Origin of the sequence: Sulfitobacter indolifex (assembly GCF_022788655.1) — a bacterium.
Lineage (GTDB): Bacteria > Pseudomonadota > Alphaproteobacteria > Rhodobacterales > Rhodobacteraceae > Sulfitobacter > Sulfitobacter indolifex.
In genome coordinates this window covers 1,304,469-1,317,713 of sequence record NZ_CP084951.1, presented here as the reverse complement: position 1 = coordinate 1,317,713, position 13,245 = coordinate 1,304,469, and the positions used below count along the sequence as shown (strand labels likewise).

General features: G+C 58.8%; 11 protein-coding genes. 7 read left to right on the top strand and 4 right to left on the bottom strand.

The window, feature by feature from the left end; genetic code table 11:
• Positions 1 to 79: 79 nt before the first annotated feature.
• The 4 genes from hutI to hutU are packed head-to-tail and all read left to right on the top strand — an operon-like array spanning position 80 to position 5,308.
• Positions 80 to 1,300, top strand: coding sequence for an imidazolonepropionase (hutI, locus tag DSM14862_RS06425; protein WP_007120384.1), 1,221 nt, complete (start codon positions 80 to 82; stop codon positions 1,298 to 1,300).
• Positions 1,297 to 2,835, top strand: coding sequence for a histidine ammonia-lyase (gene hutH / locus DSM14862_RS06420; RefSeq protein WP_040701471.1), 1,539 nt, complete (start codon positions 1,297 to 1,299; stop codon positions 2,833 to 2,835). Before hutI ends, hutH begins: the two co-directional genes overlap by 4 nt.
• Positions 2,836 to 2,843: 8 nt before the next feature.
• The gene (gene hutG / locus DSM14862_RS06415; protein ID WP_007120382.1) at positions 2,844 to 3,644 is read left to right on the top strand and encodes an N-formylglutamate deformylase; all 801 of its coding nucleotides are present in this window, start codon (positions 2,844 to 2,846) and stop codon (positions 3,642 to 3,644) included.
• Positions 3,641 to 5,308, top strand: coding sequence for a urocanate hydratase (hutU, locus tag DSM14862_RS06410; RefSeq protein WP_007120381.1), 1,668 nt, complete (start codon positions 3,641 to 3,643; stop codon positions 5,306 to 5,308). The genes hutG and hutU overlap by 4 nt, the downstream gene beginning before the upstream one ends.
• Before the next feature lie 48 nt (positions 5,309 to 5,356).
• On the opposite strand, the gene DSM14862_RS06405 is transcribed toward hutU, so the two are convergent.
• The 4 genes from DSM14862_RS06405 to DSM14862_RS06390 form a co-directional block, all read right to left on the bottom strand.
• The gene (locus DSM14862_RS06405; RefSeq protein ID WP_040701469.1) at positions 5,357 to 6,046 is read right to left on the bottom strand and encodes a UTRA domain-containing protein; all 690 of its coding nucleotides are present in this window, start codon (positions 6,044 to 6,046) and stop codon (positions 5,357 to 5,359) included.
• Between the two features lie 1,011 nt (positions 6,047 to 7,057).
• Positions 7,058 to 8,569, bottom strand: coding sequence for a tripartite tricarboxylate transporter permease (locus tag DSM14862_RS06400; RefSeq protein ID WP_040701467.1), 1,512 nt, complete (start codon positions 8,567 to 8,569; stop codon positions 7,058 to 7,060).
• A 1-nt stretch (position 8,570) separates the two neighbouring features.
• The gene (locus DSM14862_RS06395; protein WP_007120378.1) at positions 8,571 to 9,053 is read right to left on the bottom strand and encodes a tripartite tricarboxylate transporter TctB family protein; all 483 of its coding nucleotides are present in this window, start codon (positions 9,051 to 9,053) and stop codon (positions 8,571 to 8,573) included.
• A 60-nt stretch (positions 9,054 to 9,113) separates the two neighbouring features.
• Complete coding sequence (locus DSM14862_RS06390; RefSeq protein ID WP_007120377.1) at positions 9,114 to 10,097, bottom strand: tripartite tricarboxylate transporter substrate binding protein; 984 nt, start codon at positions 10,095 to 10,097, stop codon at positions 9,114 to 9,116.
• Positions 10,098 to 10,204: 107 nt separating this feature from the next.
• On the opposite strand from DSM14862_RS06390, the gene DSM14862_RS06385 reads away from it, so the two are divergent.
• Genes DSM14862_RS06385 through DSM14862_RS06375 form a run of 3 tightly spaced genes read left to right on the top strand, consistent with a single transcriptional unit; the run spans position 10,205 to position 13,213 of the window.
• Positions 10,205 to 10,873, top strand: a complete 669-nt coding sequence (locus DSM14862_RS06385) for a response regulator transcription factor (protein WP_007120376.1) — start codon at positions 10,205 to 10,207, stop codon at positions 10,871 to 10,873.
• A complete protein-coding gene (locus tag DSM14862_RS06380) occupies positions 10,866 to 12,230 on the top strand; it encodes a sensor histidine kinase (RefSeq protein ID WP_007120375.1) in 1,365 nt (454 codons plus the stop codon). The genes DSM14862_RS06385 and DSM14862_RS06380 overlap by 8 nt, the downstream gene beginning before the upstream one ends.
• The gene (locus DSM14862_RS06375; RefSeq protein ID WP_007120374.1) at positions 12,209 to 13,213 is read left to right on the top strand and encodes an ABC transporter substrate-binding protein; all 1,005 of its coding nucleotides are present in this window, start codon (positions 12,209 to 12,211) and stop codon (positions 13,211 to 13,213) included. Before DSM14862_RS06380 ends, DSM14862_RS06375 begins: the two co-directional genes overlap by 22 nt.
• The last annotated feature ends 32 nt before the right edge of the window (positions 13,214 to 13,245 follow it).

Genomic DNA, 13,245 nt, shown 5'->3' with positions numbered 1-13,245 from the left:
TGGCGACTCCTGATTTTTATGTATAGACATATTGCACATCCTCACATACTAGAAAAGCGAAATAATGAGCGATTGGTGAATGCAAATGCCCCAGAAAAGCACCGTCTTTGTTGATCTAAGCGCCGCGACAATGGCTGCTTGCGGCGCGCCCTACGGCCTGATTTCCAATGCCGCGATTGCAGTTATCGACGGATTGATTGACTGGGTCGGCCCGGTCGCAGACCTGCCCGAGAGCTACAATTCGCTGCCGAAAGCCAGCCTCGGTGGTCGTCTCGTTACCCCCGGTTTGATCGACTGCCACACTCATATTGTACATGGTGGCGACCGCGCTGTTGAATTTGAGATGCGCTTGAATGGCGCCACCTACGAAGAGGTCGCACGCGCCGGCGGTGGTATCGCATCCACCGTCAAAGCAACCCGCGCGGCGAGCGAAGCGCAATTGCTGGCCGATGCCTTGCTGCGCGTCGATGTCCTGATTGCCGAGGGCGTGACTGCTATCGAAGTCAAATCCGGCTATGGCCTTGATACCGATACAGAGTTGCGGATGCTGCGGGTTGCCCGCGCGATCATGGACAACCGCCCGCTCATCGTCAAAACCACCTTCCTTGGGGCACATGCGACGCCTTCGGAATATGCTGGCCGCGCTGATGCCTATATTGACGAGGTCTGCATTCCCACCCTACGCGCAGCCCATACCGAAGGGTTGGTCGATGCTGTTGATGGGTTCTGCGAAGGCATCGCATTCCAGCCCTCCCAGATTGCCCGCGTGTTCGATGTGGCACGTGAATTGGGCTTGCCTGTCAAACTACACGCCGAACAATTGTCCAATCTAGGCGGCGCGAAATTGGCCGCGCAATATGGTGCACTTTCAGCCGATCATATCGAATATCTCGACCAGGACGGCGTGATCGCCTTGGCCAATGCAGGCACCACTGCCGTCATCCTGCCCGGCGCGTTCTACACCCTGCGCGAAACCCAAGCCCCGCCGATAGACGTGCTGCGCAAACACGGTGTGCCGATGGCATTGGCCACGGATATCAACCCCGGTTCATCGCCGCTCAACTCCTTGCTGCTGACGTTGAACATGGGCTGCACCCTCTTCCGCATGACGCCCGAAGAAGCGCTACGCGGTGTTACCCAAAACGCTGCCCGCGCCCTGGGCCTTACCGATATGGGCACAATCGCAGCAGGTATGCGTGCTGACTTGGCTGTTTGGGACATCAAACACCCGGCCGAGCTGGCGTACCGCATCGGATTTAATCCCCTTCATTCTCGCATCTTTTCCGGAGGCATATCGTGACGACACTTACCCTCACTCCTGGCAATGTCACATTGGACGACCTGCACAGCATCTTTTGGAACCAAGATGCCGTACGCCTCGATCCGGCATGTCACCCCGCGATCGAACTGGCCCATTCGCGCATTGCGGCTGCGGTGGCCGGGACGGACGCGGTTTACGGTGTCAACACGGGCTTTGGCAAACTGGCCTCTGTCAAGATTGAGGCCAAAGATACCGCGACACTCCAACGCAATCTGATCCTGTCCCATTGCTGTGGCGTTGGCCCCGCGATCCCGCGTGCCCATGCGCGGCTGGTGATGGCGTTGAAATTGCTCAGCCTCGGGCGCGGCGCGTCTGGAGTTCGGCTTGAGATCGTAACGCTGCTTGAGCAGATGCTCGACAAAGGTGTCACGCCTGTGATCCCCGCCCAGGGTTCTGTGGGCGCGTCGGGTGATCTGGCCCCGCTGGCCCATATGGCCGCCGTTATGATGGGCCACGGCGAGGCAGAATTTGGCGGCACCGTCATGTCTGGTGCTGACGCGCTGAAGGCTGCTGGGCTTACGGCGGTAGAGCTTGGCCCCAAAGAGGGGCTTGCCTTGATCAACGGCACGCAGTTTTCCACCGCGTTCGCCTTGGCCGGGTTGTTCGGCGCGTGGCGTGGCGCGCATTCCGCGTTGGTGACATCGGCTTTGTCGACGGATGCGATCATGGGCTCCACGGCTCCATTACAGCCTGAGATCCACACATTGCGCGGCCATCGGGGCCAGATCGAAGCCGGGGAAACCATGCGCGCGCTGCTGGCAGGGTCCGAAATTCGCGACAGCCATATGGTGAATGATGCCCGCGTCCAAGACCCCTATTGCATCCGCTGCCAACCACAGGTCACGGGCGCTGCGATGGATGTGTTGCGCATGGCTGCGCGCACGCTTGAAATCGAGGCCAACGCCGCGACGGACAATCCACTGGTGCTGATCGACGCCGATGTTATCGTCTCGGGCGGCAATTTTCATGCCGAACCTGTTGGCTTTGCCGCTGATATGATCGCGCTGGCGATTGCCGAAATCGGGGCCATTGCGCAACGCCGTGTGGCGCTGATCGTGGACCCTGTGCTGAGCTTCAATTTGCCACCGTTCCTGACGCCTAATCCCGGCCTGAACAGCGGATATATGATCGCCGAGGTCACCACCGCCGCATTGATGAGCGAGAATAAGCACCTCGCCAATCCCTGCGTGACCGACAGCACACCTACATCTGCAAACCAAGAAGATCACGTATCCATGGCCGCCCACGGTGCGCGCCGTCTGGGCCCAATGATCGACAACCTAAACCGCATTTTGGGCGTTGAGTTGCTGTGCGGCGCGCAGGGCATCGATTTCCGCGCGCCCCTGGCGACAAGCGACATCTTGCAACGGGTCGTCGCGCGGGTTCGCCAAGACGTAGAGACGCTGGCCGACGATCGCTACCTCGCCCCCGATCTGGAACGCGCCGCCACGATGATCGCATCGGGCGAGATCACCCGCGCCGCAGACATCAAAATGCCGGAGCTGGCTCTATGAGCGCGCCAATGAACCCTGTTGAAATTCAGCAAGGCAGCGGCCCCATCGTGTTGGGCTTGCCCCACACAGGGACCTATGTGCCCGAGGATGTGCTGGCAGATTTAAACACAGGTGGGCGCCGCCTCAATGATACCGACTGGCACATTCACCGGCTCTATGACGGGCTTTTGCCAGGTCTGACCACTGTGCGGGCCACGTTCCACCGATACGTGGTGGATGCCAACCGTGACCCGTCTGGCGCCTCGCTATACCCCGGCCAAAACACCACAGGGCTGGTGCCACTGACCGATTTTGACGGCCACGACATTTGGAAGACCAAGCCCACCGACGCCCAAATCGAAAGCCGCCGCAAAACATTTCATGCGCCCTACCATGCGGCCTTAAAGGCGGAACTGGACCGTGTACGCAGCATCCACGGCGTCGCTATTTTGTATGATTGCCATTCTATCCGGTCCGACATCCCGTTCTTGTTTGATGGCACCCTGCCGGACTTCAACATTGGCACCAATTTGGGCACCACATGTGCCCCCGAAATTGAAACAACAACGCAGAATATCTGCGCCAATGCTGCTGGATATACCTCCACCACGGATGGCCGGTTCAAGGGCGGCTGGACAACGCGCCACTACGGCCAACCTGGCGACGGGGTCCATGCCATCCAAATGGAATTGGCTCAATCCACTTACCTAAAAGATCAAGCGGCGCCCTGGGCCTATGACATCGCCGGGGCCACGCGCCTTCGGGTGCACCTAACCGAAATCCTGACCAAGCTGGCCGAATTGGCCCCGACACTGAAAGGCACAACATGAGCGACCCGCGCAAAAACTCCCGTGACGTGTTCCCCGCAACTGGAACCGAGCTCACCGCCAAAAGCTGGCTCACCGAAGCCCCGTTGCGGATGTTGATGAACAATCTGCACCCAGATGTGGCAGAAAATCCGCATGAATTGGTGGTCTATGGCGGCATCGGCCGTGCTGCACGCACGTGGAAAGATTACGACATGATCGTAAAGTCCCTGCGCGAGCTGGAGGAAGACCAAACCCTGCTGGTGCAATCAGGCAAGCCTGTCGGCGTGTTCCAAACCCACAAGGACGCGCCGCGCGTTCTGATCGCGAACTCAAACCTTGTACCTCATTGGGCCAATTGGGATCACTTCAACGAGCTCGATAAAAAGGGTCTGGCGATGTACGGCCAGATGACCGCGGGCTCATGGATTTACATCGGGAGCCAAGGCATTGTTCAGGGGACTTACGAGACATTTGTTGAGGCGGGTCGGCAACATTATGGTGGCGATTTAACGGGCAGATGGGTTCTGACAGGCGGTTTGGGCGGCATGGGCGGCGCGCAACCCTTGGCCGCTGTTATGGCAGGCGCTTGTTGTTTGGCCGTCGAGTGCAACCCAGACAGCATCGATTTTCGCCTACGCACCCGATATGTGGACGAACGCGCCGACACGCTGGATGAAGCGCTGGAAATGATCGAACGCTGGACTGCCGCGGGCGAGGCAAAGTCCGTCGGCCTGCTGGGCAATGCGGCAGATGTTTTTGCCGAGATCGCCGCGCGCGGTGTGCGCCCCGACATGGTGACCGATCAGACTTCCGCCCATGATCCCGTCAACGGCTACTTGCCCCAAGGCTGGACGATGGCCGAGTGGAAACAGAAACGCGAAAGCGATCCTAAGGCTGTCGAAAAAGCCGCGCGGGCCTCTATGCGCGTCCATGTTCAGGCGATGATTGACCTGCAAAAAATGGGCATTCCGACGTTTGATTATGGCAACAACATCCGCCAAGTCGCGCTGGATGAAGGATTGGAAAACGCCTTTGATTTCCCCGGCTTCGTGCCCGCCTATATCCGTCCATTGTTCTGCCGGGGCATTGGCCCGTTCCGCTGGGCGGCCCTGTCAGGCGATCCCGAAGATATCTACAAAACCGACGCCAAAGTGAAAGAAATCTTGGCCGAGGACAAACATCTGCACAACTGGCTGGACATGGCGAAAGAGCGGATTGCGTTTCAAGGCCTCCCCGCCCGCATCTGCTGGGTTGGCTTGGGCGTGCGCCATAAACTTGGCCTCGCGTTTAATGAGATGGTCCGAAATGGGGAATTGTCAGCGCCCATCGTGATTGGCCGCGATCACCTCGATTCAGGGTCCGTTGCGTCGCCAAACCGCGAAACTGAAGCGATGAAAGACGGCTCTGATGCTGTGTCCGATTGGCCGCTTCTCAACGCGCTTTTGAATACTGCATCGGGGGCCACTTGGGTATCTCTGCATCACGGCGGCGGCGTCGGCATGGGCTTTTCGCAGCATTCCGGCATGGTGATTTGCTGTGACGGAACCGAGGACGCAGACCGCCGCATCGCACGCGTGCTGTGGAACGATCCCGCGACTGGCGTGATGCGGCACGCGGATGCGGGCTATGACGAGGCGCTCGACTGCGCCCGCGAGAACGGGTTGAACCTGCCCGGTATTCTCTGAAATTCAACGGGGGGGGGGGCTTAACACGGCTCCCCCGTCCTCCAAGAGTTAATAACGGGTCGTAAGCCGGTATCCGGGGCGATACGACAACCGCACGTAGGTTACAGCGTCACCTTCCCACCATGTGGACCGTTCCACCGAAAACACCGGATCGCCGACCGAACAGGCCAAATAGTCGCATAACTTTTGATCCGCCAGTTCCGCCGAGAGGTTAATTTCTGCCTTTGAAAAGGGTATCGTGGCGAGCAACCACTCGGTTGGACATTCATTTGAAAAATCTGCGTCCGCGGCATCGGGCAAGGCTGTCAAATTTATCCAGCGATCCTCGTGTTCGTAGGGGACACCGTCTGAATAATGCATGCACACCAAATGCAGAGCCTTAGCATCTACTGGTAATTGCAAACGCGCCCGCAGCCAATCGGGCGCGACATCAACCGTGCGGCTGACCAGTGAATAACGGTAGTCACCCCCTTTTTCCGTGATCTCGTCGCGAACAACAGAAATGTCAAAACGGGCCTGACGCACAGGCGTCATACGCACACGCGTTCCTGCCTTGCGCCGACGTTCAATAATCCCGTCATCGGCCAGTTCACGCATCGCGCGATTTACAGTTGCGCGCGCGCAACCATAAGTCGTGGCCAGCTCAACTTCGTTTGGAATGAGATCACCGGGCGCCCATTCGCCCTTTGTGATTTTAGACAAAAGGTCGGACTTAACATCTTTGTAGGTGGATTTCATATACCGACCAATCATAGGGCTACGTGACTGTTTTGTGCTGATTTACATCAGATTTATAAGCGCACCAAGCGAGCAAATCCGGCTGTTTTCAGTTCAGCTAAACAGTACCTCAACGAGCCTATACAAGCGCGATATATCAGCATAAATCTAGACATAATGAAATCAATCAAGGCAAAAGTGGTGAATATAAATCCCACCCTGTCTATCGTCGTGAGCGCCTGCTGATTGCTTTCTTTTCACTTTATATTGTCACCATTATCATCTTTGAAGCGGTCGGATTGCAGCCCAGTGACATAGCCACCGAGGTGTTGGACCAAGCCGCCACCGAAGAAAGGGTGGCGCTGTGTCGGGCGATTCAGGTCTCTCGCACGCCAGCCAGCGCCTGACATCGGAGCCCAGCAGCGCGACCTCTCAGCAATCAACAACCAGAGGTTAAAAGCCGGAGATCAGCTTAAATCAGCCGTAGACATATAGATGAATTTTTACGGAAAACCTGCCAAAACAAGTTGGTACCCAAGGCCGGACTCGAACCGGCACGCCTCGCGGCGGGAGATTCTGAATTTTCGTGAAAGTTAAATTTGACAGTCACTTACGAGTTTTGACCCCCACGCAGTATGGCTATGAACGTGTTGTAGGTGGGAATCGTCGGATGTGAAGCCAAGCAAACTGGCCCGTTAAACCTTTCACAGATTTCCTCTCAATAGACGTTCGTCGAAAACGCGGAAAATTGTCGATTCCCGCCACTTGTTTTAAGAAACACAAACGGCCCATAGCAGACCTCCATGTTCGGCGGGCCGAATGACCGATTAGAGGAAATAGTATTCGCCGAGCCAAACCTAATCAGCCGGCGGCAGTCGACGCGAGCGGCTATCTCGCCGATTGTGATGCAGGAGAGTTCTTGCTTCATCACGCCCATCGATCATCACCTGCGGGGGTGACAGCGACCTTCTGCGACACCCCCGCGTTAGTTTATGCGTCCGTTCAACGTCAGACCTGAAGTATCCTCTTCGGTCAGTCCCCTTCGGCCACACCAGCGGCCCGCGCCCGGGCGCGGCGCGCGCGGTAGCTTGGCAACACCACCAGAATGACCGCGATGATCAGCAGACCCAGTGTCATCGGGCGTTCCCAGATAAAGGCGACACCATCATAAAGCTGCATCGAGCGGGAGAAGTTGTTCTCCATCATGCCGCCCAAGATGAAGCCGATCAACAGCGGTGCCAGCGGGTAGTCGGCAAATTTGAGCGCGGTGGCACAAACCCCGAAGCCGACCAGCAGCAGCAATTCGGTTGCGTTGTTCTGGCCGATATAGGCCCCCATCAGCGTGAAGAAGAGAATGAAGGGGATCAGAAAGGTCCGCGGCACCGACAGCACCTTAGCGATATAGGGGATCAGCGGCAGGTTCAGGATCAAGAGCACCAAATTGCCAATGAACATCGACATGATCACCGCCCAAAAGATCTGCGGCTCGTCGATCATCAGGCGCGGGCCGGGAGTGACGTTCAGCGCGATCAGCGCGCCAAGCAAGATCGCCGTGGTGCCCGAGCCGGGGATGCCCAGCGTCAAAAGCGGCACAAAAGACCCGGTGCAGGCGGCGTTATTTGCGGTCTCAGGCGCGGCCAACCCTTTAATCGAACCTTTCCCAAATTCGTCCTGCTCATGTTTGGGCGCGATGTTGCGTTCCACCGCGTAGCCAAGGAAACTCGCGATAGTGGCTCCGGCACCTGGCAACACGCCGATAAAGAACCCCTGCAACGACTGCCGCCCAATCACCGGCGCGATGGCGCGGGCCTCGGCCCGGCTGATCCGCATGTCCTTGATCTCGCCCTCGCCGCCCTTGAGGTCCTTAGGCTTGAGTACCAGAAATAGCGCCTCGGGCAGCGCAAACATCGCCATGGCCAGCGTGATGAAGCCAAAACCAGACTGCAGGTCCATGATGCCCATGGTGAAGCGCGGCAGGTTAAACAAGGCGCCTTCGCCCACGGTGGCCATAATCAAACCCAGAAGGGTCATGATCAGCGCCTTGGCGACCTGCCCCGTCCCTGCAAAGGCGGCGATGGCCGAAAGACCCACCACCATCAGAGCGAAATATTCGGCCGAATGGAACAGCAGCGCAACCGAGGACAGTGCAGGTGCAAAAATCATCAATAGGATCGCCCCGATCGTTCCGCCGGCAAAGGACGCGATCGCGGCAATGGTCAACGCCTTGCCGGCCTTGCCCTGTCGCGCCATCGGATAGCCGTCAAAGCTGGAGGCCACGGTGCCCGCCACCCCCGGTGCATTAAGCAGGATCGAGGAGGTCGAGCCGCCGAAAATGGCACCGTAGTAGACCCCCGCCAGCAGAATAAGCGCCGCCGAAGGGTCCCCCATGGAGATCGCCACCGGGATCATGATGGCGATGATCGACATAGGTCCCAGCCCCGGCAACATGCCGATGAAAGTGCCGATCAAACAGCCCGCGACAACCATCAGCAGGTTTTGCAGGGACAGGGCCGTGGTCAGGCCCATCAACAGTCCTTCAAGCATATCAGCCTCCCAAAAAGCCCGGCAGCGGGCGCATGTAGATGCCCAGCACTTCTTGAACGAGGTACCAAACGGAGAACGTGGCGATCAGCGCCACTGGCAGCATCACATGCCACTTGCGCTCACCGAGGATGAAGGATCCGAGGATCAAAAAGGCCGAAGTAGAGAAGAGGAATCCCAAGGGGCGCAGACCAAGCGCATAGGCCACCATGAGCGCCAAAAGCAGCAAGGCCTGCCACAGGTGGTAGTCGCCCAAGCGACGGTAATCGATCTCGCCGACCTCAGAGCCGCTTTTTTCCAGTCCCAGCAGGATGATCAGCGAGGCGATCACGCCGAGGATCGACAGAACCTTGGGAAAAGTGCTGGGCCAGATCGGGTTGCGCCGCATGAAGGGGGCAAGCTCTGCATCCATCGTGAACCAGGCCGTGTATCCATAGGCCAGACAAAGGCCCAGCAAGATAAGTGCAATCCAGCGGTCAAGCGCCATGACGTCTCCTCCCAGAGATCAAATATGGGCAGGACGGCGAACCGCCCTGCCCTTTGGGTCTTAAAGGAAGCCGAGCTTCTTCATCAGGTCGCCGATTTCCTTTTCCTGCTTTTCGAGGAAGACCTGAAAATCGTCGCCGGAGTTATGGATGTTGACCCAACCGTTGCGCGCACGCACTTCTTCCCATTCGGGGGTGTCATACATTTTGGCGATGGCCTCTTGGTACTTGGCCTTTTCAGCCTCAGGCAAACCGGGGGCCCCAAAGAAACCGCGCCAGTTGACGAAGCTGGTGTCGATGCCCTGCTCCATCATGGTCATGGCATCGGGTGCGGCGGGGATGCGCTCTTCGGAGGTCACACCGATGATCTTCACTTCACCCGCTTCGGCCAGATCGACCGCTTCGGAGAAACCTGTGGAAAGCGCCGCGATCTCGCCTGAGAGCAGCGCCGCCATGGCCTTGCCGCCTGCGTCATAGGGGATGTATTTCACCCCGAGCGCGTCTTTGCCCGCGGCTTCCATCACCATGGCTGCGACCAGATGGTCCATGCCGCCGGGTACCGATCCGCCGCCGATGGCGGTGTTGCTGGGGTCTTCGTCATAGGCCGCCAGCAGGTCTTCCATCGAATTGACCGGGCTGTCCTTGCCGACCACGATGGCAGCATAGTCGCCGATCGTGCCCGCTACCAAGGTCAGGTCACGGAAGTTTTGCGGGAACACGCCGGTCAACGAGCGGATGATGATCGGTGTGGAATTGACCATCAGTGTGTTGTGGTTGCTCTCGGCGTTCTCAATCAGATAGCCGATGGCCTTGCCGCCGCCGCCGCCTGACATGTTTTCGTAAGACGCGGTGCCGACCAGACCGGATTTGGTCAGCGCTTCGCCAGTGCCGCGGGCAGTGCCGTCCCAGCCTCCGCCGGCACCGCCGGGAATGAGAAAGTGGATGCTATCGAGCATCTGGTGACCATCTGCGGCAGCAGGCCCGGCGATGCCCACGGCGGCGATGGCGGCGATAAGGGCGCGGCGGCCCAGTGTGAATGTCGTCATGTTATCCTCCCATTTGACAACCGTCCGCCCAGCGGATCAGTTGGCGGGGAAATAACCACGTGAAGCTGACACAGACCTGTCACGGTACAAAAAATGGGCGACGTTGCATGAAATTCTTGCTGGTTGAAGACAATCCGGATCTCGCTCAAGCGGTCGTGTCACGCCTGAGGCTTGACGGTCATGTCATTGATCATGCAGAGAAACTTGACGATGCTTCCGCCTTTGTCGCCACCGGAGAGTATGATCTCATTCTGCTCGACATCATGCTACCTGACGGGGACGGACGGGACTTTCTCAAGCAGCAGCGCGCCCGTGGCTTGGACACGCCGGTCATCGTGCTGACCGCCCGCAGCCAAGTCTCAGATCGCGTCGGTTCGCTCGATCTGGGCGCGGATGACTACCTGACCAAACCCTTTGACCACGCCGAGCTTGAAGCCCGTTGCCGGGCAGTTCTGCGCCGCAGATCTGGCAGTTCAAAGACCCGAGTTGAGCTTGGCGGCATCGTCTTTGACCCGGTCGCAGGGTCGCTGTCGGTGCGCGGCACGCCGGTCACTCTGCGCAACCGCGAGTTGCGCCTGCTGGAGCTGTTCCTGAACGCGCGGGGGCAGGTCTTTTCCAAGCAAAAGCTGGCGGACAGGCTGTTTTCCTACGAAAACGATGTGTCGGAAAACGCGATCGAGGTCTATGTCGGGCGGCTGCGCAAACATCTGGAACATTCAGACCTCACCATCACCACAATGCGCGGTCTTGGCTATCGGCTGGACCAGAATGAATAACGCCCGGGTCTCAGGATCGCTGCGCAATCGGCTGGTGCTCACCCTCCTTGGCGGGGCGGCATTGCTGGCGCTTTTGCTGGTGCTGGCGGTGCGCAGCCATGCCATCCAAGTGGCGCAGGAGGGACAGGACAATATCCTTCTGGCCTCGGCCACCTCGATCCTCGATTCGGCCGCGATCCGTGATGGAAGCGTACAGGTCGATATCCCCTATGCTGCCTTCTCGATGCTAAGTACCCCTGCCGATGACCGGCTGTTCTATGCGGTCTTTCAAGACGGTCAGTTCCTGTCGGGCTACGCGGAGCTAAAACTGGCGGAAGCGGGTGAAAATCTTGGGCCAAATTTCCGCGCCGGACATCTACAAGACACCCCGGTGCGTATCATCGAGGCCAGCCGCACCATCATCGGGACCGAGGGGCGCCGGGACATTCAGCTGCTGCTGGCCCAAACCCAGGATGCCCTTTCCGAGACCCTTGACCGAATTTCGCGTGATGCAGCGCTCTTTGGCGGCGGGTTCTTTCTGCTGGCCGCGCTGCTGTCGCTCGCAGCCACAAAGGCGACCATCGGACCCCTGTCGAGGCTGACAGCCTCCGTCACCCGACGGGGCCCGCAGGACCTGCGTCCGTTCCAAAGTCCCGTGCCGCGGGAAATGGCCCCTCTGGTGACGTCGCTCAATTCTCTTATGGGCCGCCTCAACCAAACTCTCAGTCAATCTGAGGACTTCATTGCCGAAGCCGCGCACCGCGTCCGCACGCCGCTCGCCACGGTCCGCTCTCATGCCGAAGCGACGCTGCAGCGCGTCGAAAAAGAGGAGAACCGCGAGGCCGTACGCGCCATGATCAAGGCGATCGACGAAAGCTCGCGCGCAGCAGGACAGTTACTGGACCATGCGATGATCACCTTTCGTGCCGACCATCTGGAGCGCAATGAGATCGACCTTGCGGTCCTTGTACGCGAGTTGACCGAGCGGCTGGCGCCGATTGCTGACATGCGTGACCTCAGCCTCCATGTTAAAGGTGACCCGAGGGTGCAGATGACCGGGGACCAAATCCTGCTTCAGAACGCCCTGCGCAACCTAATCGACAATGCAATGAAATACGGGCCCGCCGAAAGCGTCATTGAGATTGCCGTCACCGCCGCGCCGCGCCCACAGGTCACCATCCGCGACCACGGGCCGGGTTTCCCTGCTGATGAGATCGCAACCCTGACCAGCCGATTTAAGCGCGGCCGCAACGCGGCACAGACCATCGGCTCGGGCCTTGGGCTGACCATCGCTTTAGATGTCGCCACAGCACACGGCGGCACCATTGCCTTGCACAACCATCCGGAGGGCGGCGCATGCGTTACCTTATCGTTCTGATACTCACCCTTCTGACGTCGCCCGCCGCCGCGCAGAACTGGGAGGACCGGCGTGTTTTCAACCCCGAGGGCCGCACGTCTCTGCGCATCATTTCCAGCACCGACACGGCCTTTTTTGCCCCGCTGATCGAAGCCTTCATTGCGGCGGAGCCGGATGTATCCGTTGAATATCTGGTTACCGGAACCACGGATCTCGATCAGCGGTTCCGCGGCGCTCCACAAAGCTTTGACATCGCAATTTCAAGCGCAATGGACCTACAGCTCAAGCTGACCAACGACGGATTTGCTCTGCGGCTTGATAACATAGCGCATCCTGCCTGGGCGCAGTGGCGCCAAAGCCTGTTTGCCTTCACTTCAGAGCCGGCCGTCATCGTGCTGAACCGCGAAGCTTTCGAAGGCCAGCCGATCCCCCGCTCCCGTCAGGCGTTGATCGAGGCGCTGCGTGCCCGGCCGGAGGTGTTTCGCGGCCGGGTCGGCACCTATGATGTGCGTCAGTCGGGGCTTGGCTATCTTTTTGCCACCCAAGATTCTCGCGCCTCCGAGACCTTCTGGCGGCTAATGGAGGTCATCGGTAGCCTGAATGCGCAGCTCTATTGCTGCTCAGGTGAGATGATCAGCGATCTGACTGAAGGCCGGATTGTTGTCGCCTATAACGTGCTGGGAAGCTACGCCGCGGCGCGGGCCAAGTATCAAGACCATATCGAGATCGTCATGCCGTCTGATTTTCCCACCACGATGATGCGCACCGCCTTGGTCTCCCGTCGAACGAAGAGCCCAGAGGCGGCGCAGCGCTTCCTCGCGCATCTGGTGGCCTATCAATCGACCGAAACCGAAGACGCGCCTGCCCTACCGCCACTCAAAGGCAGCGAAAAAGGCGCGATCCGCGGCACCATAGCCTTGGAACCCGCACTGATGACCTATTTGGATACGTTAAAACGAGCCCGTTTCCTCGCCGAGTGGGAAAACGCATTGATACAAAAATAAGGTGTTTTGTTCTTATCAGGGCCCGGCTGGCG